The sequence below is a fragment of the Novosphingobium sp. ZN18A2 genome (genome assembly GCF_036784765.1).
Lineage (GTDB): Bacteria > Pseudomonadota > Alphaproteobacteria > Sphingomonadales > Sphingomonadaceae > Novosphingobium.
In genome coordinates this window covers 2,869,441-2,892,567 of sequence record NZ_CP136651.1, presented here as the reverse complement: position 1 = coordinate 2,892,567, position 23,127 = coordinate 2,869,441, and the positions used below count along the sequence as shown (strand labels likewise).

The following is a 23,127-nucleotide window of genomic DNA, read 5'->3' as shown; positions in this document are numbered from 1 at the left end:
GAACGGCCTGCCGCCTGCGGGCATTGTCTCTGGATATGATGGGAACGGGTTCATCACGGCTCTGCGGCTCTCTCTATGCGCACGCGGGCCTTGCGGCAACATGGCGATGAAGCCCGTTTTCCGCCCGCACGAGGATGACCGGCCCTTTCTGCGGCGGCTGGCGTGGACGATTGCCATCGCCATCGTGCTGCTTGTGGTGTGGCGCGCGGCGCACCTGTTGATGCTGGCCTTCGGTTCGGTGCTGCTGGCGGTGGTGTTCGGTAGCGCGGGCCGGCTGTTCCAGCGGCTCGGCGTGAAGAATCACCGCATCGCGCTGGGGTTGGGGGTGACGCTGGTCCTGGCGGTGCTGGGCGCCATCGGCTTCCTGCTGACCGTCCAGTTCGGCAGCGAGATCGGGCGGATGCTGGGCAACCTGCCGGGCACGATCAAATCCATCGAGGATGGCCTTTCCGGCTCGCCCGTGGGCCGCGCCGTGGTTCAGGCGGTGGAAGCGGCGACCGGCGGCGGCACCATCGCCAACCGGCTGGGAGACCTGTTGTCCGGCGCGGGCATGGTGCTGGTCAACATGGTGATCGTGATCGTGGGCGCGCTGTTCCTTACCGGCAATCCCAAGCCCTATGCGCGCGGGCTGATCCTGCTTACCCCGCCCGCCGCGCGTCCGACGATGGAGCGCGCGCTTAAGGAAATGTCGCGCGCATTGCGCTTGTGGCTGACCGCGAAGCTGCTTTCGATGGCGGCGATGACGGTGTTCATCGGCGGCGCGCTGTGGATGGCGGGGCTGAAATCCTGGGCGGCGCTGGGCCTGCTTGGCGGGCTGAGCGAATTCGTGCCCTATGTCGGGCCGGCAGTCGCCATGGTCCCGTCGATCGGCCTTGCGGCGGAAGCGGGCGGATCGGTGCTGGTGCGCACTTTGATCGCCTATGTCGTGGTGCGGCTGGCAGAGGCGTGGTTGCTGACGCCGGTAATCAACCGCCGCGTGATCAACATCCCCCCGGCGGTAACGCTGTTCACCATCCTGGCGGTGGGCGCGGTCTTCGGTGTCTATGGCGTGTTCTTCGCGGGCGCGCTGCTGGTGGTCACGTTCGTCGGCGTGCGCGAGTTCTACTTGCGCGACACGCTGGGCGAATCGGATGTTGAGCCGGTGCCCGACGAGGCGTGAACCGTCACGCGGTGTGCGTGGCGTCCCACGCCGCGCGCGCGGACCAGCTGCCCGGCGCCCCCGCCACAGTGCAACCGCGCGGTCCCTTTTCGATGGCGCCGATTTCGTAAACCGTCTCGCCCGCGGCTTGCAGGTCGCGGGTTACGCCGGCCACTTCGTCGGGCGATACGGCCAGCACCATGCCGATGCCGCAGTTGAACGTGCGCGCCATTTCCTGCGGTTCGATATTGCCCTGCGCCTGCAGGAACGCCATCAGCCGCGATTGCGGCCAGGCATCGGCGGAAATCCACGCATGCAGCCCTTCGGGAAGCACGCGCGGCACGTTTTCCAGCAGCCCGCCGCCGGTGATATGGGCCAGCGCGTTGATCCGGCCCGCGCGCACCAGCGGCAGCAGCGTCTTCACATAGATGCGCGTCGGTTCGATCAGGTAGTCGATCAGCAGCCTGTCCTGGTCGAACAGGGCGGGGCGGTCCATCTTCCAGCCCTTGTCGGCGGCAAGGCGGCGCACCAGCGAATAGCCGTTCGAATGGACGCCCGAACTGGCAAGGCCCAGCAGCACGTTGCCTTCGGCCACGCGGTCGCCGGTCAATTGCTCGCCCCGCTCCACCGCGCCGACGCAGAAGCCGGCCAGGTCATAGTCGCCCGCCGCGTACATGCCCGGCATTTCCGCCGTCTCGCCGCCGATCAGCGCGCAGCCCGCCAGTTTGCAACCGTCGGCGATTCCGGCAACGACTCGCTCCGCCACCCCGTTGTCGAGCTTGCCGGTCGCGAAATAGTCCAGGAAGAACAGCGGTTCGGCGCCCTGGACGATCAGGTCGTTCACGCACATAGCGACAAGGTCTATGCCGATCGCATCGTGCCGGTCGTGGTCGATCGCAAGCTTCACCTTGGTGCCCACGCCATCGTTCCCGGCAACCAGCAGCGGGTCTTTGTATCCGGCGGCGCGCGGGTCGAAAAACCCGCCGAATCCGCCAAGATCCGCGTCCGCGCCGGGGCGTGCGGTGGACTTGGCGAGCGGGCCGATCGCCCGCACGAGCGCATTGCCCGCGGCGATGTCCACGCCGGCATTGGCGTAGCTGTAGGATTCGGGGTTTCCGGTGTCGTCTGATGCCATGGTGCGCGCCGCCTAACGCTTTACGGCTTGGATTTCTACTTGCCTTTGGGCAAAAGCGCCCGCGAAGGGCCGCACAAACTTTTCCGAACGCGGCCGGATGAGGGTTTTCTTGGCCGCCAGCCACATGACGTTCCTGCCGAAGTCGCGCCGTTCCGCTGCGCTTGCGATCGTTGTCGCGGCGCTTGGCGCGCTTGCGCTGTTCCTGATCGGCCCCGCGCTTATCGCCCAGATCGAAGGGGATCGCGGCATCGCGCCCGTTGCCAGCAGCGGCGATTTCGAAGTCGACGGGATCGATGTCGATGTGACCGCAAAGGATTCCTACGATGCGCGCCAGAAAGGCTGGCAAGAGGCGCAGCGCAAGGGCTGGGCCAAGCTGTGGGCACAGCACGGGTCTGGCGGCAAGGTTCCGGCGATATCCGATTCGCAGCTCGAATCGATGGTGTCCGCCGTCGTCGTGCAGAAGGAAGAGATCGGACCGCGCCGCTATGTCGCGACGCTGGGCGTGATTTTCGACCGTGCGCGTACCGGCGCGCTGCTCGGCCTGAAGAGCGACCGCGCCCATTCCGCGCCGATGCTCGTCGTCCCGGTGCTTTACGAAGGCGGCGCGGCATCGGTTTACGAAACGCGCACCCCGTGGCAGCGCGCCTGGGCCGAATTCCGCACCGGGCAAAGCGTGATCGACTATGTGCGGCCGAACGGCGCGGGTGCCGATTCGCTGCTGCTCAACGCCGGGCAGATCGATCGCCGCAGCCGGACCTGGTGGCGCCTGATTCTCGACGAGTTCGGCGCGTCCGACGTGATAATGCCGATTGCGCGGCTTGAGCGGCAATGGCCGGGCGGCCCGATTCGCGGCACCTTCACCGCGCGCTTCGGGCCGGACAACCGCTATCTGGGCAGTTTCACGCTGACCGCGAACGGAGACGACGACCTGCCCAAGATGCTGGAGCAGGCGATCCAGCGGCTCGACGGCATTTACGCCACCGCCCTTGCGCAGGGCCAGCTTGCGCCCGATGCGTCGCTCAACATGCAGCAGAAGGTGGACCCCGCGCTGATCGACGAGATCCTCGATTCGCAGGGTCTTGGCGCGCAGAGCCAGCCGGCCGCGCTGGGCGATACCCAGTCGGGCACCGCATCCGCGCCCGGCCCGGTTGCCGTTTCGGGCGTCTATACCGTCCAGATCGCAACGCCAGAGGCCGCTTCGGTGGACGCGGGAATGTCTGCGGTGCGCGGTGTGCCGGGTGTGAAGACGGTGGCCACCACCTCTATCGCGATCGGCGGCACGTCGGTGCTGCGGGTGACGTTCGCGGGCAGCCTGGACGATCTGGCATCCGCGCTGAAGACGCGCGGCTGGCAGGTCACGCAAGGCTCCGGCGCGCTCAGCATTCGCAAGTAAGGCGGGCAGGATCGCCCGCCGTGCGCCAGATTCCCCTTCCGCTGTCCGCCACGCAAGGCGCCGAATCCATCGTGCTTTCGGCAGGCATCCAGCACGTGCTCGACCGGCTGGCCAAGCCGGGGGACTGGCCGTTCCGCACCGCGATCCTTGCCGGGCCGCCGCGTTCGGGCAAAAGCCTGATCGCGCGCTGGTTTGCCGCATCGGGGCTGGGCGAAGCGGTCGACGATGCCGACAGGCTGCCCGAAGACGAGCTGTTCCATCGCTGGAACCGCGCGCAGGCGAACGGCACGCCGCTGCTTCTGGTCAGCAGTGCGCTGCCCGGTGAATGGAAGATCGCGCTGCCCGATCTCGCTTCGCGGCTGGGGGCGGCGCTGCTGGTGGAAATCGGCCCGCCGGAAGACGAGTTGCTGGCCGGATTGATAGAACAGCACGCGGCGCGCCGCGGGCTTGCGCTGTGCGACGGTGCGGCGGCCTATCTCCTCCCGCGCATGGTCCGCGCGCATGCCGCCGCGGAGGCGCTGGTTGAAACAATCGACCGGTTGAGCCTTGAGCGGAAGGCACCCGTTACCATATCCCTGCTTCGCGAAGCGCTCGGCGAACAGGGCGGACAATGGCAGCCGCGCTTGCTTTAGAGCCAGGCGACATTACATTGATGCATCGTGACGGAGCCGGTTTTGGCCGGTCAGGAGGCGTGAGGAGGGAGCCATGCCAATGCATAGTGACCGACGAGCAACGCTGTGACCGGCCAAAACCGGCCCGCCGCGTAGCGGTTGCCCTGGGAAGCCCCGTGGCTTCGTCGCGGCGCTTGCACAGGCAACCAAGCCTGCGCCGCGCGCCGCTCCTGCCCACGGAGCTTCCCAGGGCAATCACGACGCATTAATGTAGTGCCGCCTGGCTTAAGGGCTGCAAAAAGTGAAAGGTTCGTGGGATGTTCCGTGCCCTCGGAGAGTACCTGGACTCGATCCACTCGCGTGATCCCGCGCCGCGTTCGCGGTGGGAGATCCTGCTTTATCCCGGCGTATGGGCGGTGGGTTTCCATCGCGTCGCCCACTGGCTGTTCGAAGGCAAGCTGTTCTTCCTTGCGCGGCTGGTGAACCACATGTCGCGCTTTTTCACCGCGATCGACATCCATCCCGGCGCGACGATCGGCAAGCACCTGTTTATCGACCACGGCTTTACCGTGATCGGAGAAACGGCCGAGATCGGCGACAATGTCACGATCTACCAGTGCGTGACGCTGGGTGGCACGAACCCGGCCAACGGCATAGCGGGCAAGCGGCACCCGACGCTGCTCGACAACGTGATCGTCGGCTCGGGTGCGCAAATTCTCGGCCCCATCACCGTGGGCCAGCGCGCGCGCGTGGGCGCGAACGCGGTGGTTACGGACGACGTACCCGAAGGCGCGACGATGATCGGCCTGAAGGCGCGTTCCACGCTTGTCCCGGTCGAGGAATGGGCGAAGGAATTCATCCCCTATGGCACGCCCTGCAAGGAACCGTGCGAACCGGCGGGCAGCGGTGCGCGCGTCGACCAGCTTGAGGCCGAACTCGCCCAGTTGAAGGCGCAGGTCGCGGCGATGGCCGAAACGGCGAAGGACGACAACGATCCCAGGCCGGCGCCGACCGCGATCGGCGGCAGCGGCGGGTCGCGGGGCTAAGCCCGGATGCGCGCTGGCGATCCCGACGGCCACGCTTCCAATATCGTTGCCTTCCCGCTGTCGCGCGGGGCTGCGCAAGTCGCGTTCGACCGCATCGAACTGATGCGCATCCTCGATCTCTACGGCCGGATGGTCGCCGCCGGGCAGTGGCGCGACTATGCGATGGACTTTTCGAAGGATGCCGCCAGCTTTTCCGCCTTCCGCCGCACCGCCGAACGCCCGACCGCGCGCGTGGAAAAACGCCCGTCGCTGCGGCACAAGCAGGGCATGTGGACGCTTTATGGCGAAGCGGGCCAGGTGCTGAAGCGCGGGCATGAACTGGCCGGCGTGCTGTTCCCCATCGAACGCAGGTTGCTGAAGGTGGTGGAAGGCTAGGCGGCACGACACCCCGGCTCAGCGTCTGTTATCCGTTGATTTTGCCGGAAAGCCGCCGTTCCGGATACGACGCAGTTGCCGACGTTTCCCCTCCCGCACCCGTCATCCCAGCGGAAGCTGGGATCGCTGTCGGCTCCGTGCTGGCCAGTTGCTGTGGGCGGCTGGGTCTATATCATGGCCAACAAGCGCGATGCCGTTCTGTATATCGGGGTTACTTCTGATTTGCCCGCTCGTGTCATGCAACATCGCACGGGTAACGGCTCCGCGTTCTGCCGCCGCTACGGCCTTGACCGATTGGTCTATGCCGAACCGCATCCCGACATTCAGGGTGCCATTGCCAGAGAGAAAGCGCTGAAAGCGTGGAAACGGGCATGGAAGATCGAACTGATCGAAAATGCCAATCCGGAGTGGAGCGACCTCTTCGAACATCTCGCCTTGCCGTGAGCGATCCCAGCTTTCGCTGGGATGACGGGCGAAGCGGCTCCCCACCCCCAACCCCTCCCGCAAGCGGGAGGGGAGCGAGACTTGCGCCGCTGCAGGCGGTGCTGGTCGCAGCGGTGTGGGCAAGTGTGCGGCGGCGGCTACCTCCCGACATTCCCGCCATTCGCGCGGCCTTGCCGGCTTTTGCGGAAGCTGCCGGTTCTTCAGGCTGGCATTTGTCCATGCCCCGCCCAGAAACCGATCGCTGCATAAAAAAACCGCGCGGAAGGCGTTCCCTCCGCGCGGATTTTTGTTTGCGCGATACGGCCGGAACCGGCCGCAAGTCCGCTCGATCGATCAGCCGATGCCGCCGATCTTGGCCAGCGCGGCCATCACCACCTGGCTCTGCTCCGCGCCCGACTGGGGCACGATCTCGCCGGTGCGGTCGATAATCTGGTCCCAGTGCGCGGCGATGCCCTCGGGCGTGCGCTCGTCTGCCGGCAGGGCGACGCCCGGCGTCAGCGTGACATAGGCCGCGTGGAACGCACCCGCGCCCGCGCCGCAGATCATGTTGGTGGGCGCATCCTCGCTGACGAGGTAGAGTGCCATCGGCGCGACGTTCTCGGGCGCCAGCGCCTTGAAGAAGGCTTCGGGCATGCCAAGGTCTTCGGTCATGCGCGTTCCGGCGACCGGCGCCAACGTGTTGACGCGCACGTTGTACTTCGCGCCTTCCAGCGCCAGCGTCTTGGTCAGGCCCGCGATGCCCAGCTTGGCCGCGCCATAGTTGGCCTGGCCGAAGTTGCCGTAAAGCCCGGTGGAGCTGGCGGTGTTGAGGATGCGGCCATAGGCCTGCTCGCGCATCAGTTCCCACACCGCCTTGGTGCAGTTGGCCGTGCCGTTCAGGTGGACGTCGACCACGATCTTCCAGTCGTCCATGCCCATCTTGGCGAAGCTCTTGTCGCGCAGGATGCCGGCATTGTTGATCAGGATGTGCACGCCGCCCCAGGTTTCCTTCGCCTTGGCGACCATTTCCACCATCTGTTCGTATTCGGTGACGGAACCGCCGTTCGACATCGCTTCGCCGCCCGCGGCCTTGATCTCTTCCACCACTTTCAGCGCGGCGTCCGAATGGCCGGTGCCGTCGCGCGAGGCGCCAAGGTCGTTCACCACGACTTTCGCGCCGCGCTTGGCAAGCTCAAGCGCGTATTCGCGGCCAAGCCCGCCGCCCGCGCCGGTGACGATGGCAACCTTGTTCTCGTAGGAAATGGACATCCTCTGCGGCTCCTGTCTGGTGGCCCTAACCGGGCAATTAACGTGGGGCGCCGATGCCACGACTGGCGATGACGCGCAACCTTGAAGCGGCGCGCGTCAGAGCGCGCAAAGCGTGGGGATCAGGTGGTCGAAGTGATCGATCACCGCATCCGCGCCCAGCATCGCGGGCGGATGGTCGTTGAAGCCGAACGATACCGCAACCACCGGCATACCCGCCGCCTTCGCCGCGCCGACATCGTAACTGGTATCGCCCACGAACGCGGCGCGCCCGCCGCCGCACCGCGCCACCATCTCATTCAGCATGTCCGGCCGGGGTTTCGACCGTCCGGGGCCGAGCGTATCGCCGCCGATCACGCATTCGAACCGGCCCAGCAGGCCCAGTTCGCCAAACAGGCGCACGGCATAATCCTCTCGCTTGTTGGTGGCGATGGCCACCCTGGTGCCTTGCGCGGCCAGCGCGTCGAGCATCGCGATGCCGCCGGGAAACAGCCGCGTATGCCGGGCGATGTTGGCGCCATAGTAATCCAGCAGCACGCCTTGCAGCCGCTCGAACTCCGCCTCGCTCGTCTGGTCGCCCAGCACGTTGCGCAGCAATTGCCCCGATCCGCCGCCGATCAGGCGGGGCACGTCCGCTTGCGGAACCGGCGGTCGGCCGTCCTGTGCAAGCGCGTGGTTGAGCGCGGCGCCGATGTCTCCACTGGTGTCGAGAAGCGTGCCGTCGAGGTCGAAACCGACGATGTCGAAAGGAAACCGTTCCATTGCGGTGCCCATCTGGCCGGCGATTGTGGAAACGGCAAGCATTTGCTGGCATGAGCGCGCGCATGACTCATACGCCGATTCCGCTTGCTGTCGTGATCCTTGCCGCTGGCAAGGGCACCCGGATGAAAAGTGACCTGCACAAGGTGCTTCATCCCATCGCCGGAAAGGCGATGCTGCTTCACCTGATGGACGCGGTGGGAGAGCTTGGCCCGCAGCGGCAGGTGCTGGTCGCAGGGCACGGGCGCGAACAACTGGAAGCGGCGGTCGGCGACCGGGCCGCAATCGCCGTGCAGGAACAGCAGCTTGGCACTGGCCACGCGGTGCAGCAGGCCGAAAGCGCGCTGGCCGGTTTCGAAGGCGACCTGCTGGTTCTTTACGGCGACGTGCCGTTCGTCAGCGCGGACACGATGCGCGCGATGATCGAGCGGCTGCACGGCGCGGACGAACCGGCGGTCGTGGTGCTGGGCTTCGAACCTGCGGACACCCTGCAATACGGCCGCGTGATCGCCGATGGCGACCGCATCGTGAAGATGGTTGAGCACAAGGACGCGACCGGGCAGGAGCGCGCGTGCCGCCTGTGCAATTCGGGCCTGATGGCGGCGCGGGCAGCGGACATGTTCGCGCTGCTTTCGCGCGTGGGCAACGATAACGCGGCGGGCGAATACTACCTGGTTGACGTGGTGAACGTCGCCAACGCGGACGGGCGCACTTGCGCGGTGGTCACCACCGGCAACCCCGGCGAAGTCGCCGGAATCAACAGCCGCGCCGAACTGGCGGCGGCGGAGCGCCAGTGGCAGGATTTCCGGCGCGAAGAGGCAATGGCCGACGGCGCATCGCTGCGCGCGCCCGAAACGGTGTTCTTCAGTTACGACACCAGACTGGGGCGCGATGTCACGATAGAACCCAACGTGGTTTTCGGGCCGGGCGTGACCGTGGCGGACGGGGTGACGATCCGCGCGTTCTCCCACATAGAGGGCGCAAGCATCGCGTCGGGCTGCGAAGTTGGCCCCTATGCCCGTCTGCGCCCCGGCGCCGTGCTGGAAGAAAAGGTCAAGGTCGGCAACTTCGTGGAAGTGAAAAAGGCCGTGTTGCGCACCGGCGCCAAGGCCAATCACCTTACCTACCTTGGCGATGCGGATGTGGGCGCGGGCGCGAACATCGGCGCGGGCACGATCACCTGCAATTACGACGGCTATTTCAAGCACAGGACGGTCATCGGCGATCGCGCCTTCATCGGCAGCAATTCGTCCCTGATCGCCCCGGTAAGGATCGGCGCGGACGCGATCGTCGCGGCGGGCAGCGCGGTCAGCCGCGACGTGGCGGACGGCGAATTGCGGCTGGTGCGCGCGGAACAGTTGACCAAGCCCGGCTGGGCCGACCGGTTCCATGATGCGATGAAGAAGAAAAAGGCCGAAGCGAAGAAGTAACCGCCGGTTATTCCCCGGACCAAGGAGACGTTCGATGGCAGGCAGCCCCTGGAGCAATACCCGCAACCCGCAACTTGCGGATGACGTCGATTTCGAGGTCAGGGGTCAGGAACTGCAATTCGTAGAGATCGAACTGGATCCGGGCGAAAGCGCGGTGGCCGAAGCCGGGGCGATGGTCTGGAAAGACGCCTCTATCGAAATGACCACGGTGTTCGGCGACGGCTCTCACGCGGGCGCGCAGGGCGGATTCATGGGAAAGCTGCTGGGCGCGGGAAAGCGGCTGGTAACGGGTGAAAGCCTGTTCACCACGGTCTTCACGCATCACGGCCAGGGCAAGGCGCGGGTTGCCTTCGCCGCGCCCGTGCCGGGCACGATCCTGCCGATCCGCCTTGCCGACGTGGGCGGCACGCTGATCTGCCAGAAGGATGCGTTTCTGGCCGCGGCGCGCGGCGTTTCGATGGGTATCTTCTTCCAGCAGAAGGTGATGACCGGGCTGTTCGGTGGCGAAGGCTTCATCATGCAGCGCCTGGACGGCGACGGCTGGGTGTTCGTGCAGATGGGCGGCATGGTGATAGAGCGCGAATTGCGGCCCGGTGAGGAATTGCACGTCGACACCGGCTGCGTTGCGGCGATGACCGCGGGAGTCGATTTCGACCTGGTGCGCGCGGGATCGATCAAATCCATGATCTTCGGCGGTGAGGGCGTGTTCTTCGCGCGCCTGCGCGGTCCGGGCAAGGTGTGGATACAGTCGATGCCGTTCTCGCGGCTGGCGGGTCGGATGCTGGCCGCTGCCGGACCGGTAGGGCAGAAGCGCGGCGAAGGATCGATCCTCGGCCCGCTGGGCGACATGATCGACGGGGATTGAACATTTCAGCAAATTCATTTGATTTGATATCACGATATGATATCACGATATCGTAATGACCCGGATACTCGCCGACTTGCCCGATGACGACATCAAATGGCTCGATGCCCGCGCCGCCGAGCAGGGCAAGTCGCGCGCCTCGTTGCTGCGCGAGGCGGTCCGTGCGTTCAAGGCGCAAGCACCGGCATCCGGCAACAAGAGCTGGATCGAGCGTGGAGCCGGCTACTGGAAGAACCGTGACGATATCGGCGATGCGCTGGAATATCAGCGGGCCATGCGCGAAGACCGCACACCATACGACGAATTGTGATACGTGTCCGACCCCTTCTTCGATACGAACATCCTGATCGACTGGCTAAAGGATCGTCCGCAAGCGATTGCGGAACTGTCGCGCTACAAGCGTCACAGGATCAGCCGCATCGTCTGGACGGAGATACTGGCGGGCGAGCCGCTGGAACACCGCGACACCGTGCGCGAACTGATCGCGCCGTTCGAAGCAGTCGAGATCGATGCTCGCATCGCCGTCGCGGCGGCCGATATTCGGCATCGCTCCAGAATGAAGCTTATGGACGCATATATCCTTGCCACGGCGCAGGTTAACGGTGCGATCCTGATTACACGAAATACCAAGGACTTCCCGGCTCAGATGCCAGGCATCCGCGTCCCTTACACTCTCTAGCCAAGGCTCAGGTTCATGTGTGGAATTATCGGTATCGTCGGCAAGGAACAGGTCGCGGATCGTCTGGTGGACGGTCTGCGGCGCATGGAATACCGCGGATATGACAGTGCGGGCGTGTGCACCGTGCACGATGCGCGGCTGATCCGCCGCCGCGCCGAAGGCAAGCTCAACAACCTGGTGGTGGAACTGGCGCGCAACCCGGCCCCCGGCACCACCGGTATCGCGCATACCCGCTGGGCGACGCACGGCGCGCCCACCACCAACAACGCGCACCCGCACGCGACGGACGAGGTTGCGCTGGTCCACAACGGCATCATCGAGAATTTCCGCCCGCTTCGCGAAGCGCTGGAAAAACGCGGGCGCACGTTCGAAAGCCAGACCGATACCGAAGTGGTTGCGCATCTTGTATCGGAACAGGTCGAGCAGGGCGCTTCGCCCGAAGACGCGGTCAAGACGGTGTTGCCGCAATTGCGCGGGGCATTCGCGCTGGCCATCGCCTTTCGCCAACATCCCGACATGCTGGTTGGCGCGCGGCTCGGCTCTCCGCTGGTCGTGGGCTATGGCGAAAACGAGACCTATCTCGGGTCCGACGCGCTGGCGCTTGCACCGCTGACGCAGCGGATCGCATATCTGGAAGAGGGCGACTGGGTTGTTATCACGCGTGACGGCGCGCGGATTTTCGATGCCAACAACAATCCCGTAACGCGCGAAGTCACGACGTCGGGCGTTTCGGCCGCGGCGATCGAGAAGGGCAATTATCGCCACTTCATGCAGAAGGAGATCTTCGAGCAGCCGATCGTCGTCGCGCAGACGCTGCGCAGTTATATCCGCCAGCTTGAGCAGTCGGTTACGCTGCCGCAGATGGACTTCGACCTGTCCGACGTGCGCCGCGTGACCATCGTCGCCTGCGGCACGAGCTATTATGCTGGAATGGTTGCGAAATACTGGTTCGAACAGTTTGCGCGCGTGCCGGTGGATATCGATGTGGCAAGCGAATTCCGCTATCGCCAGCCGGTGCTGGAACCGGGCGGGCTGGCGCTGTTCATTTCGCAAAGCGGGGAGACGGCCGATACCCTGGCCGCCCTGCGCCATGCACGGGCCGAAGGGCAGAAGATCGCCGTCGTCGTAAACGTGCCGACCAGTTCCATGGCGCGCGAGGCGGACCTCCTTTTGCCGACGCACGCCGGACCGGAGATCGGCGTCGCTTCGACAAAGGCCTTTTCTTGCCAGCTTGCGGTGCTTGCCGCGCTTGCCGCGCACCTTGCGGTGAAGAAGGGGCGGATGGACCGGGCAGAGGAAACCTCCGTCGTCAGGCACCTGCTCGAAGCGCCCGCCGCGTTGAACCACGCGCTGGATCACGATGACGAAATCGCCGCGATGGCGCACCTGATCGCGCCCGCACGCGACGTGCTCTATCTGGGACGCGGACCGGACTATCCGCTGGCGCTGGAAGGGGCGCTGAAGCTGAAGGAAATCAGCTATATACATGCTGAAGGTTACGCGAGCGGCGAGATGAAGCACGGGCCGATCGCGCTGATCGACGAGTCGGTTCCGGTCATCGTGCTCGCCCCGTCCGGCCCGCTGTTCGAAAAGACCGTATCGAACATGCAGGAAGTGCGCGCGCGCGGCGGAAAGATCGTGCTGATTTCGGATGCCGAAGGTCTGGCGGAGGCGGGCGAGGGCTGCCTTGCCACGATAGAGATGCCGAAGGTCCACCCGCTGATCGCGCCGCTGGTCTATGCGGTGCCGGTCCAGCTTCTGGCCTATCACGTTGCCGTGGCGAAAGGCACGGACGTTGACCAGCCACGCAACCTGGCAAAATCCGTAACGGTTGAATAAACCGGAAACAGACAGGCTGCCGGTGGCAAGAAACCCGCAATAATTCTTCGATTTGCGCGGTCTGCGATTACCCTTCGGAAAGGTTTGAAACGTAGACCGGCAGGCGTGACGATGCCGGTGTCTGCCAATACGCTGCCCAAGCGACTTCCGACCCTTGCGATCCTGGGTGTTTCGGACCCGCAGGATGGCGATTGGGGGCGGTTGCGCGGCTTGCAGTATTCAAGCCTTGCCCGCGTGACCAAGGCGCGCTTGCTGGCGCACGGCCTTGCCGCGCTTCTGGTGTTCCAGATATTCGCCCGTTCGGTGCCACCCGCGCTTATCGGCGGGTGGGCCTGCCTGTTGCTAGTTACCCTGGTGGTGGGCGCGCGGTTCGACCACAGCCTTCAGGACGCGGACCGCCGCCGGATGTCGCGGCGCGAGGTTCACCAGCAGACCGTCACGACGGTGGTGACCGCGCTTGTCTGGGCGGTTCCCATCGTGATCTTCGCGCGGCTGGGCGCGGCGGCGGACAAGCTTTCGCTATGGACCGTTACCGCGATGCTGATGACCGGCATGGCGATCGGCTTCGCGGCCGTGCCGCTGGGCACGCTGCTGTTCAGCGCGATCGTGGGCGGGGTTACGATTTCGACTTTCGTGCTCGACGGGAATTTCACGGCCGCCGCCGTTGTCGCGGTGTTCGTGGTTATCGTCTGCGTCGCGGCGATCGAGGCGGCGCGCACGTTCCTTGGCGCCAAGGTGGCCGAAGCCGGGATGAACGAGAAGAGCGAGGTTGTTTCGCTGTTGCTGCGCGAGTTCGAGGAGGGTGAGGCCGACTGGCTGTGGCAGATCGACAGTTCGCGCCGGGTGCGCAGCATCTCTCCCCGTTTCGCCTTCGCGCTGGGACTGGACCCCGAAGACGTCGACGGGCAACCCTTCATCCAGCTTATCGCCGGTGAGGCCTGGGAAAGCGGGCATTTCCATTCCTCGCTCCACGGGCTGGCCGAAAAGCTGAAACGGCGCGAAAGTTTTTCCAATCTGCTGGTGCGGGTGACGCTGGGCGGCGCAAACCGCTGGTGGGAGCTGTCCGCATCGCCGAAATATGACGACAACGGGAATTTCAGCGGCTTTCGCGGTGTCGGTTCCGACGTCACCGAACAGCGCGAAAACAGCGAAAAGATCGCCTATCTTGCCCGTTACGATACGCTGACCGGGCTGCCCAACCGCTTGCAGCTTACCGATGCGCTGGGCGACGCGATGGCCTATGCCGAAAAGTGGCGCACGCGCTGCGCGTTCCTGATGATCGACCTCGATCGGTTCAAGGCGGTCAACGATACGCTGGGGCACCAGATCGGCGACCAGTTGCTGGCGCGCGTTTCGAAACGGCTTAACGGACTGATGACCCAGAACGAGCTGTGCGGACGGCTGGGCGGAGACGAATTCGCGATCGTCATCCGCGATGCGTCCGATTTCAGCCGCGTCGAACGCGTCGCCTATTCGGTGATCGAAACGCTTTCCGCGCCTTACGAGGTTGAACACCATACGCTTTACGTGGGGGCAAGCGTCGGCTCCGCCATCGGGCCGCGCGACGGTGCGACGGTGGAAACGCTGATGCGCAATGCCGACCTTGCGCTCTATCGCGCCAAGGATGACGGCGGCGGGCACCATTGCAATTACGAGCCTGAGCTTCACGCCCACGCGGAAGAACGGCGCAAGCTTGAAATGTCGTTGCGCCGCGCGCTCGACCGCCGAGAATTCACGCTGGATTTCCAGCCGGTGGTGGATGCGGTGGGCGAATATGTCGTCAGCTTCGAGGCGCTGCTGCGCTGGAACAGCGCGGAACACGGCACGGTCAGCCCGGCAAAGTTCATCCCGCTGGCAGAAGATACGCGCCTGATCGTTCCCATCGGCGAATGGGTGCTGCGCACGGCCTGCATGGAAGCGATGAAGTGGCCGGAAAACGTGAAGGTTGCAGTCAACGTTTCGGGCGAACAACTGCTCGATCCCGGCTTTGGCGCGACGGTCGTCTCGGCGTTGTCGCAAAGCGGGCTGGCTGCGCATCGCCTGGAAATCGAAGTGACCGAAAGCATCTTCGTGCGCGACGGCACGACCGCGCAGGCGACGCTTGAACAGATCATGGCGCTGGGGTGCGGCGTGGCGCTGGACGATTTCGGCACCGGCTATTCCTCGCTCGGCTACCTCCGCAAGATGCGCTTTTCGACGATCAAGGTCGATCGCAGCTTCGTGCAGGGCGCCGCGCGGCAGAACCCGGAAAGCCTTGCCATCATCCGCGCGGTGGTGGCGATGGCGGACAGCCTGGAAATGTCGACGACGGCGGAAGGCGTGGAAACGATCGACGAACTCAACACCGTTCGCGACCTTGGCTGCCGGAAGATTCAGGGATACTATTTCGGCCGACCGATGTGCGCGCAGGACGCGCGGCTGCTGTTTACCCAGGCGGTACTCAAGCAACGCGCCTAGGGACCGCGCGGATTCAGCCCCCCGAACGATTTCAGATCATTCTGTAAACGCGCCCGGACGTCAGGCGTCGACAAGGCCCTTCAGCACGCTTTCGAACAGCGCGCGACCGTCCGTGCCGCCCTGCGCGGGTTCGATCATCCGTTCGGGGTGGGGCATCATGCCCAGCACGTTGCCCCGATTGTTGAGCACGCCCGCGATGTCGCGCGCAGACCCGTTGACCGGATCGGCATAGCGGAATGCGACGCGACCTTCGCCTTCCAGCCGGTCGAGCGTGGCATCGTCAGCAAAATAGTTGCCGTCGTGGTGGGCCACGGGAATGACAATCCGCTGGCCCTTTTCGTATCCGGACGTGAACAGCGACTGGCTGTTCTCCACCGTCAGCGGCACGTCGCGGCATACGAAACGGATGCCGGCGTTGCGCATCAGCGCGCCGGGCAGCAGTCCCGCTTCGGTCAGCACCTGGAAACCGTTGCAAACGCCCAGTACGGCCACGCCGCGTTCCGCCGCCTCTACCACCGCGCGCATGATCGGCGAACGCGCAGCCATCGCGCCGGAGCGCAGATAGTCACCATAGGAAAAGCCGCCGGGCAGCGCGATGAAATCCAGCCCCGCGGGCAATTCGGCATCGCCATGCCACACACGGTGCGGCGCGATGCCCGAAACCGCTTCGATCGCCACCGCCATGTCGCGGTCGCAATTGGAACCGGGAAAAGTGACGACAGCGGCGTTGAGCGTCATGATCAGCCGACCTTCTCTATGCGGTAGTTCTCTATCACCATGTTGGCGAGCAGCTTGCGGCACATATCGTCAAGCGCCTCGTCCGTAACGCTGTCGTCCACGTCGAGTTCGATCAGGCGGCCGGCGCGCACGTCATTCACGCCTGAAAAGCCCAGACCTTCCAGCGCGTGGTGGATGGCGCGGCCCTGCGGGTCGAGCACACCGTTCTTGAGGCTCACGTGGACGCGGACTTTCATCGTGGTGCCTTTCGCTGGCTTCATGCGGATTCGCGTGCGCCTATGGACCGGCGCGGCGCGGCGGGCAAGCGCGCTGCGCCACTGTTTGCCTCCCGACAGGCAGGCTTGTTAATAACTGACGCGTCAGTTATTAAAGCGCGATGCCGCGAGTCACCCCTCCCGACAGGCGCGAAGCCATTCTTTCCGCCGCGCGCGAAGAGTTTGCCGCGCGCGGGTTCGCGGCGGCCCGCCTGGGGGATATCGCCCGGCGCGTGGGGATCAGCCGCCCCGCGCTTTACCTGCAGTTCGATTCGAAAGAGGCGATTTTCGCCGCATTGGTCGGCGGGCTGATTGCGGACGTGATTCCGCAAAACGTGACCGACCTTGCCGATGTGCCATCGGCCGAAGGTTACCTTCGCGCCTTCATCGCCGGGGCCTTCACGCGCTTCACCCGGTCCGATTTCGCCTTCGTGCCGCGCATTATCGCGGGAGAGGGGCAGAACTTCCCCGAACTGGCGCGCTTCTATTACGATCAGGGGATCATGCGCATGCTTGACCGCGTGGAGGCCGCGCTGCGGCTGGGCGTGCAGCGCGGAGAGTTTGCATGCGACGATCCGCACCACGCGGCGCGCGGCGTGGTCGGCGGCATCATCCTGTCGGCAATGTGGCGCGCGGTGTTCGAACCCGTGGGTGCGGAGCCGCTGGATATCGATGCCATGGCCCGCGCCCACACCGATCTGGTATTCAACGGCCTGCTTTCCCGAAAGGAACCGGCGCCATGAAGCGTCCTCCAATCCCCTTGCTGATCCTGGCCCTTCTTGCCGTTGTCGCGCTGGCGGCATGGTTCCTGTGGCCGCGCGATACACAGGAACGCTGGCTCGGTTACGTAGAAGGCGAACCCTTGCAGATCGCCGCGCCCGTTTCAGGCACGCTTGCAAGCCGAGCGGTGGACCGGGGCGCAAGCGTGAAGCCGGGCGACGCGCTGTTTTCGATAGACCCGGTCGTGACCGAGGCAGGCACCGCGCAGGCCGCCGCGCAAGTCGCCGCCGCACAGGCGCAAGCGGCCGACCTTGCCGTGCAGCGTCAGCGCCAGCCGGAGCTGGACGTGTCGCGCGCGGCGGAGGCGGCAGCCTCCGCGCAACTGGCGAAGACGCAGAAGGACTTTGACCGCTATGCCGCATTGGCCGCCAAGGGCTTTGCCAGCCGCGCGCAGCTCGATGCGGCACGGCAGGCGCGCGACGTTGCCGCCGCCAGCCTTGCCCAGGCGCGCGCGCAACTTCGGTCGGGCGAACTGTCGGTGGGGCGCGCCAGCCAGCAGCGTGCCGCCAGCGCCGATGTCGCCAACGCGCAGGCCGCGCTGGCCGCGCAGAAGCACAGGCAGAAAGAGATCGCGCCGGTTTCGCCCGCCAGCGGGGTGATAGAGCAGACCTATTACAACCCCGGCGAATGGGTGCCTGCCAATGCGCCGGTGCTTTCCGTGCTTCCGAACGACAAGCGCAAGCTGCGCTTCTTCGTGCCGGAGGGGAGGATCGCCGCGATCAGGCCGGGCCAAACGATCCACTTCACCTGCGACGATTGCGGCGGCGACCGGACGGCGAAAGTCAGCTATGTCGCCCCGCGCGCGGAATATACCCCGCCGGTGATCTATTCGGAGCGCGCGCGGTCCAAGCTGGTGTTCCTGGTCGAAGCGTGGCTGCCGGCGGACAAGCCCCTGCCGCTGGGCCTGCCGGTTTCGGTGCGGGCGCAGTAACGTGGCGGAGGAACCGGCTTCTCCCGATCCCGTGATCGACGTGCGCGGGCTTACCAAGCGGTTCGGCGGGCGCACGGTGGTCGACCATTTCGATCTTGCGCTCAATCGCGGCACCATCTGCGGCTTCCTCGGCCCCAACGGATCGGGCAAGACGACCACGCTGCGCATCATCTGCGGCCTGCTGATCCCCGAAGAGGGGGAGGGGACGGTGCTGGGTCTGGATCTTGCCACCCAGCGGGCGGAGATAAAGCAGCAGGTCGGCTACATGACGCAGAAGTTCGGCCTGTTTTCCGACCTTTCGATTGCCGAAAACCTTGAATTCATGGCGCGCGTCCACGGGCTGGACCGGCGCAAGGAGCGGGTGGAAGAAGCGCTGGAGAAGCTGGGGCTGGAAACGCGGGCAAGCCAGCTTGCGGGAAAACTTTCGGGTGGATGGAAGCAGCGCCTCGCGCTTGCCGCCGCGGTGCTGCACCGTCCGAAGATACTGCTGCTGGACGAACCGACCGCCGGCGTCGACCCGCTGGCCCGTCGCGATTTCTGGGACCAGATCCACGCCTTCGCGCGTGACGGGATGACCGTACTCGTCTCCACCCATTACATGGACGAGGCCGAACGCTGCCACGAGATCGCCTATATTGCCTATGGCGTGATGCTGGCGCGCGGCACGGTGAACGAGGTGATCGCGCAATCCGGCCTCTATGCGCTGACCGGCGACGGGCCGGGCGCGGACCGGCTGGCGGGCGAGATCGAAGCCCGGCCCGGTGTCGCCATGGCCGCGCCCTTCGGCACCACGATCCACGTTTGCGGCACCGATCCCGACGCCCTGCGCAAGGCGGTGGCTCCGTGGAAGGACCGGTTCCACTGGAAAGAGGCCGATCCCACGCTTGAGGACGTGTTCATCAACCTGATGCGCACCGCAAAGGACAACTCCGTCGTGGTGGAGCACGCCTGATGTGGCAGCGGATCGGCGCGATGGTGTTCAAGGAAGTGCGCCAGATGGCCCGCGATCCGGGCACGCTGGCGATGATGTTCTTCTTCCCGATCATGCAACTCGTCATCTTCGGGTTCGCGATCAACAACGATCCGCGCCACCTGCCGCTGGCGGTGGAGGTGAGCGACCATTCGCAATATTCGCGCTCCATCGTCGCGGCGCTGCGCAACACCACCTATTTCGAAGTGACGCAGGTACCCGGCGGCTATGGCGACGGCGACCGGCTGATTGCCGAAGGCAAGGCGCAGTTCCTGCTGACGATCCCGCCCCACTTCGCGCGCGATCTTGTGCGCGGGGACCGGCCGCAACTGCTGCTTACCGCCGACGCGACCGATCCGGCCGCCACCGGCCCCGCGGTCGCCGCCGTGGGAGAGGCGGTAACGCACGCGCTGGGACATGACCTTGCCGGCCCGCTTGCCCGCCTGATGCCCGCGCAGGCCCCGGTCGATGTGGTGCTGCACAAGAGCTATAACCCCGAAGGGATCACCAGCCACAACACCGTGCCCGGCCTTCTGGCGATCATCCTGTCGATGACGATGGTCGTGCTGACGGCCATGTCGGTAACGCGCGAGGTGGAGCAGGGCACGATGGAAAACCTGCTGGCAACGCCGCTGCGCCCGATCGAGGTGATGATCGGCAAGATCATCCCCTACATCGTGATGGGCCTTGTGCAGACGATAGTGGTGCTGATCTTCGCCGCCACGGTGTTCCAGGTGCCGTTCGAAGGATCGCTGGCGCTGCTGTTCGCGGTGACGCTGCTTTATATCGTGGTCAGCCTGGCGCTGGGCTTCACGATCTCTACCGTGGCGAAAAGCCAGGTGCAGGCGATGCAGATATCGATCTTCTACGTCATGCCGTCGGTCCTGCTTTCGGGCTTTGCCTTCCCGTTCCGCGGGATGCCCGTCATCGTCCAGTACCTGGCGGAGATATTGCCGCCCACGCATTATATCGTGCTGGTGCGCGGGATCATGCTGAAAGGCTGGAACCTGACGCTTGCGCTGCCGCAGATCGGCGTTCTGGCGCTGATGCTGGCGGTGCTGACGTTCATCGCGGTCCGCCGTTACCAGGATACCATCGCCTGATCCGGCACCCAATCCGGCGCCCGATCCCCCGCGTGTGAAATTCGGCTTGCGTTCAAGCGCATGGGCCGTCCATCAAGCGGGCCATAACGACAGGTCGCGCCACAAGGACTCAACGGGGGAGAACCACGATGGGCGAGCGCCTGCCGTTCGATCACATACAGATGCGCTTCATGCGCAAGATGGCCGAAGCCTTGTTCGACGGCTATCGCGAAATGGCCATCACCCACGAACAGGTGGTGGAGAACGTCCAGCACATCTTCGCGATGATCGGCGGCACCAAGGCGCGCGAGATCAGCTGGTCGCTGCGCTTGTGCCAGCTGGCGATGGCGCCCTTCTTCAACGAGCTTTCCATCGAGGCGCGGCGCGAACGGATAGAGCACCGGATGCGCGACACCGGGTTCGACGCCTTCCAGGACATGGCCCGCATCCGTGGCATCCTCTATTTCGCCTATTACGGCCACTGGGAACCGGGCGGCGAGGACGAAAACCGCAACAATCCCGTGCTGCGGCAGATCGGCTTTACCCTGCCGAAATTCCGCAACCGAAACGCGCCGGGCGAATTGCCGATCGCCATGGTCGAGGACCGCGACCTGACGCACGAACACTTCACCACGGTGGAGGACCTGCCGGACGACATCGATATCGTCGTTGTCGGTTCGGGATCGGGCGGGGCGGTTTCGGCATGGAACCTTGCGCGCAAGGGCTATCGCGTCGTGATCGTCGAGGCGGGGCCGCACTACCCCTCTGCGCGGATCAGCCACGAAGAGGCGCGCATGGCATCGCACCTGTTCAAGCACGGCGCGCTGCAGACCACGCGCGATAACGATTTCGTGGTGTTCCAGGGGCGCAACGTCGGCGGCAGCCCCACGATCAACAACGGCATCTGCCTGCGCATGAAGGGCGACCGGCTGAGCCATCCCGATGCGCACGATCCGTTCCAGGCATGGCGCGCGCTTGGCGCACCGATAGACGAGGCGCGTTTCCAGCAAAGCTATGACGCGGTCGAACAATACCTGGGGATCGGCGAGATTGAACACCGGTCAAGCCGTACCAATGGCCCGCACCTGATGCGCGGCTGGGCGGCGCTTGCCGCGCAGTCCGCCGATCCGATGGAACAGCGCGCGAAGGCGGGCTGGTTCGCCAAGAACTATGGCCCGCCGCATACCGACAAGGCCTGCGTCTATTGCGGATATTGCAACACCGGCTGCCCCTATGCGCGCAAGAACGGCATGGCGCAAAGCTACCTGCCCGATGCCTGCCGCCATAACGGCGTGAAGATCATCGCTGAAACCAAGGTTGAGCGTATTCGCTGGGCGCGCGGCACCGGCGGGCGGGACCGGGCAATCGGCGTGGAAGTGATCGACGAATACGGCGCGGAACATTTCATCCCCGCGAAAACCGGCGTGGTGGTGGCCGCGGGCACGATAGCCAGTTCGCTGCTGCTGGACCGCAGCGGCATCGAAGGGACGGGGCGCGGAATTTCGATGAACGTCGCCTCTCCGGTGATCGCGCTGATGCCCGAAGGGCAAAGCCCGGCGTGGGACGAAGACCAGATGGCGACCGTCGTCGATTGCGGGGAATTCCTGCTGGAAAGCCACTTCCAGCCGCCGATGTCGATGGCCGCGATGATGCCCGGCTGGTTCGAGGAAATGGACCGGCGGATGCGCAGCTATAACCGCATCTGTTCGTCGGGCATCCTGTTCCCTGCGGATCGCTGTGGGCGGATCAGGGGCGGCAAGCTGGATTTCAAGATCGGCGCGGGCGAGATCGACCTTGTCCGCAAGGCGATGGCGACGCTTACCAGGCTGCACTTCGCGGGCGGCGCGCTGGAAGTCTGGCCCGCGTTGCTGAAGGGCCAGACGCTGACCCCGGACATGAACATCGAGGAATTCTTCAGGCACGCAATACGCGAGGCGGACGATGTTACCCTGTCCAGCTCTCACCCGCATGGCGGCAATCCGATGTGCGTCGATCCCGAAATCGGCGTGGTCGATACCGATTGCCGCGTTCACGGGACGCAGAACGTGCTGGTCACCGATGCCAGCGTGTTTCCCAGCTGCATCCGCGTGAACGCCCAGTTCACCACGATGGCCATGGCCCATTACGCAACCGGGTTCGGCGATCCTTTCGCTGGCGGCTGAGGTGGTCTAGACAGCGCACGATGTCGCGCCTGTTCCGTTTCCTTGTCGCCTTTCTTTTCGTGGTCGTGCCGGTCTGCGCGCAGGCGGCGCCGCGGGCGCCCGTGGTGCTGGCCGCCGCCAGCCTGCAGGAAGCGATGAACGACGCGGCAACCGCCTTTGCCCGCACCGGCCATCCGCGCCCCGTCGTCTCGTTCGCGGGCAGTTCCGCGCTTGCCCGCCAGATCGAAGCGGGCGCCCCGGCGGACCTGTTCGTTTCGGCGGACGAGGACTGGATGGACGAACTGGCCGCCAAAGGGCTGATCCGGAAGGCCACGCGGTCCGATCTGCTTTATAACACGCTGGTGCTGATCGAACCTGCGGGGCGCCATTCGCGTCTTTCGATCGGCAAGGGCTTTCCGCTGGCAAAGGCGCTGGGCGGCGGCCGGCTGGCGCTGGCCGATCCCGATGCGGTGCCGGCGGGCAAGTATGCCAAGGCCGCGCTGCGCTATCTGGATGTATGGAATGCGGTGAAGGCGCACATCGCCATTGCGGAAAACGTGCGCGCCGCGCTGGCGCTGGTGGAGCGGGGGCAGGCGCCGATGGGAATCGTCTATGCAACCGATGCGCTGGCTTCGGGGAAGGTGCGCGTGATCGGCCGCTTTCCGTGGCAAAGCCATCCGCTGATCGCCTATCCGGTTGCGCAGATGGCGCGCTCTTCCAATCCGGAAGCGGCAGCATTCCTTGCTTTCCTGAAGTCCCCGCGCGGGAAGGCCGCGTTCCGCCGCCACGGCTTTGGCACGCACTGAGGAGGGGCG

Annotated in this window: 23 protein-coding genes; 18 read left to right on the top strand and 5 right to left on the bottom strand. The window is 65.2% G+C overall.

Going from position 1 to position 23,127, the window contains the following annotated elements; genetic code table 11:
* The first annotated feature begins 100 nt into the window (after positions 1–100).
* Positions 101–1,159, top strand: coding sequence for an AI-2E family transporter (locus tag RXV95_RS13810; protein WP_338466609.1), 1,059 nt, complete (start codon positions 101–103; stop codon positions 1,157–1,159).
* A 4-nt stretch (positions 1,160–1,163) separates the two neighbouring features.
* On the opposite strand, the gene purM is transcribed toward RXV95_RS13810, so the two are convergent.
* Positions 1,164–2,273, bottom strand: a complete 1,110-nt coding sequence (purM, locus tag RXV95_RS13805) for a phosphoribosylformylglycinamidine cyclo-ligase (RefSeq protein WP_338466608.1) — start codon at positions 2,271–2,273, stop codon at positions 1,164–1,166.
* Positions 2,274–2,382: 109 nt separating this feature from the next.
* Between purM and RXV95_RS13800 the strand changes: the two genes are divergently transcribed.
* From RXV95_RS13800 to RXV95_RS13780, 5 genes are all read left to right on the top strand, one after another.
* On the top strand, positions 2,383–3,666 hold the full coding sequence (locus RXV95_RS13800) for a heavy-metal-associated domain-containing protein (protein ID WP_338466607.1): 1,284 nt from the start codon (positions 2,383–2,385) through the stop codon (positions 3,664–3,666).
* 20 nt (positions 3,667–3,686) lie between these two features.
* On the top strand, positions 3,687–4,298 hold the full coding sequence (locus RXV95_RS13795; protein ID WP_338466606.1) for an ATPase: 612 nt from the start codon (positions 3,687–3,689) through the stop codon (positions 4,296–4,298).
* Positions 4,299–4,594: 296 nt separating this feature from the next.
* Entirely contained in the window at positions 4,595–5,323 is a 729-nt protein-coding gene (gene epsC, locus RXV95_RS13790; RefSeq protein WP_338466605.1) for a serine O-acetyltransferase EpsC, read from the top strand.
* A 6-nt stretch (positions 5,324–5,329) separates the two neighbouring features.
* On the top strand, positions 5,330–5,698 hold the full coding sequence (locus tag RXV95_RS13785) for a DUF2794 domain-containing protein (protein ID WP_338466604.1): 369 nt from the start codon (positions 5,330–5,332) through the stop codon (positions 5,696–5,698).
* Positions 5,699–5,851: 153 nt separating this feature from the next.
* Entirely contained in the window at positions 5,852–6,142 is a 291-nt protein-coding gene (locus RXV95_RS13780; protein WP_338466603.1) for a GIY-YIG nuclease family protein, read from the top strand.
* Positions 6,143–6,475: 333 nt separating this feature from the next.
* Here the strand turns inward: RXV95_RS13780 and RXV95_RS13775 are convergent, their stop codons facing one another.
* Together RXV95_RS13775 and RXV95_RS13770 are read right to left on the bottom strand one after the other, a co-directional pair.
* Complete coding sequence (locus RXV95_RS13775) at positions 6,476–7,390, bottom strand: SDR family NAD(P)-dependent oxidoreductase (RefSeq protein WP_338466602.1); 915 nt, start codon at positions 7,388–7,390, stop codon at positions 6,476–6,478.
* A 96-nt stretch (positions 7,391–7,486) separates the two neighbouring features.
* Positions 7,487–8,149 carry an HAD-IA family hydrolase gene (locus RXV95_RS13770; RefSeq protein ID WP_338466601.1) on the bottom strand — a complete coding sequence of 221 codons (663 nt, stop codon included), beginning with the start codon at positions 8,147–8,149 and terminating at the stop codon, positions 7,487–7,489.
* 62 nt (positions 8,150–8,211) lie between these two features.
* Between RXV95_RS13770 and glmU the strand changes: the two genes are divergently transcribed.
* From glmU to RXV95_RS13740, 6 genes are all read left to right on the top strand, one after another.
* Complete coding sequence (gene glmU / locus RXV95_RS13765; protein WP_338466600.1) at positions 8,212–9,576, top strand: bifunctional UDP-N-acetylglucosamine diphosphorylase/glucosamine-1-phosphate N-acetyltransferase GlmU; 1,365 nt, start codon at positions 8,212–8,214, stop codon at positions 9,574–9,576.
* A gap of 34 nt (positions 9,577–9,610) precedes the next feature.
* Positions 9,611–10,441 (top strand): AIM24 family protein, encoded by an 831-nt coding sequence (locus tag RXV95_RS13760; protein WP_338466599.1) that lies wholly within the window; start codon positions 9,611–9,613, stop codon positions 10,439–10,441.
* A gap of 55 nt (positions 10,442–10,496) precedes the next feature.
* On the top strand, positions 10,497–10,751 hold the full coding sequence (locus RXV95_RS13755) for a ribbon-helix-helix protein, CopG family (protein ID WP_338466598.1): 255 nt from the start codon (positions 10,497–10,499) through the stop codon (positions 10,749–10,751).
* A gap of 3 nt (positions 10,752–10,754) precedes the next feature.
* The gene (locus RXV95_RS13750; RefSeq protein WP_338466597.1) at positions 10,755–11,120 is read left to right on the top strand and encodes a type II toxin-antitoxin system VapC family toxin; all 366 of its coding nucleotides are present in this window, start codon (positions 10,755–10,757) and stop codon (positions 11,118–11,120) included.
* Between the two features lie 15 nt (positions 11,121–11,135).
* A complete protein-coding gene (glmS, locus tag RXV95_RS13745) occupies positions 11,136–12,959 on the top strand; it encodes a glutamine--fructose-6-phosphate transaminase (isomerizing) (RefSeq protein ID WP_338466596.1) in 1,824 nt (607 codons plus the stop codon).
* 111 nt (positions 12,960–13,070) lie between these two features.
* Entirely contained in the window at positions 13,071–15,416 is a 2,346-nt protein-coding gene (locus RXV95_RS13740; protein ID WP_338468573.1) for an EAL domain-containing protein, read from the top strand.
* A gap of 60 nt (positions 15,417–15,476) precedes the next feature.
* On the opposite strand, the gene purQ is transcribed toward RXV95_RS13740, so the two are convergent.
* Both purQ and purS read right to left on the bottom strand, forming a co-directional pair.
* Positions 15,477–16,154 (bottom strand): phosphoribosylformylglycinamidine synthase subunit PurQ, encoded by a 678-nt coding sequence (gene purQ, locus RXV95_RS13735; protein WP_338466595.1) that lies wholly within the window; start codon positions 16,152–16,154, stop codon positions 15,477–15,479.
* 2 nt (positions 16,155–16,156) lie between these two features.
* Positions 16,157–16,390, bottom strand: coding sequence for a phosphoribosylformylglycinamidine synthase subunit PurS (purS, locus tag RXV95_RS13730; protein ID WP_338468572.1), 234 nt, complete (start codon positions 16,388–16,390; stop codon positions 16,157–16,159).
* Positions 16,391–16,530: 140 nt separating this feature from the next.
* Here purS and RXV95_RS13725 point away from each other — a divergent pair, with 140 nt between their 5' ends.
* The 6 genes from RXV95_RS13725 (at position 16,531) to modA (ending at position 23,118) form a co-directional block, all read left to right on the top strand.
* Positions 16,531–17,151, top strand: coding sequence for a TetR/AcrR family transcriptional regulator (locus tag RXV95_RS13725; protein ID WP_338466594.1), 621 nt, complete (start codon positions 16,531–16,533; stop codon positions 17,149–17,151).
* A complete protein-coding gene (locus RXV95_RS13720; protein ID WP_338466593.1) occupies positions 17,148–18,119 on the top strand; it encodes an HlyD family efflux transporter periplasmic adaptor subunit in 972 nt (323 codons plus the stop codon). The genes RXV95_RS13725 and RXV95_RS13720 overlap by 4 nt, the downstream gene beginning before the upstream one ends.
* A 1-nt stretch (position 18,120) precedes the next feature.
* A complete protein-coding gene (ccmA, locus tag RXV95_RS13715; protein WP_338466592.1) occupies positions 18,121–19,071 on the top strand; it encodes a heme ABC exporter ATP-binding protein CcmA in 951 nt (316 codons plus the stop codon).
* Positions 19,071–20,192 carry an ABC transporter permease gene (locus RXV95_RS13710; RefSeq protein WP_338466591.1) on the top strand — a complete coding sequence of 374 codons (1,122 nt, stop codon included), beginning with the start codon at positions 19,071–19,073 and terminating at the stop codon, positions 20,190–20,192. The genes ccmA and RXV95_RS13710 overlap by 1 nt, the downstream gene beginning before the upstream one ends.
* Before the next feature lie 128 nt (positions 20,193–20,320).
* Positions 20,321–22,333: a GMC family oxidoreductase gene (locus RXV95_RS13705; protein WP_338466590.1), complete on the top strand. Its 2,013-nt coding sequence runs from the start codon at positions 20,321–20,323 to the stop codon at positions 22,331–22,333.
* A 20-nt stretch (positions 22,334–22,353) separates the two neighbouring features.
* Entirely contained in the window at positions 22,354–23,118 is a 765-nt protein-coding gene (gene modA, locus RXV95_RS13700; RefSeq protein ID WP_338466589.1) for a molybdate ABC transporter substrate-binding protein, read from the top strand.
* Positions 23,119–23,127: the final 9 nt, after the last annotated feature.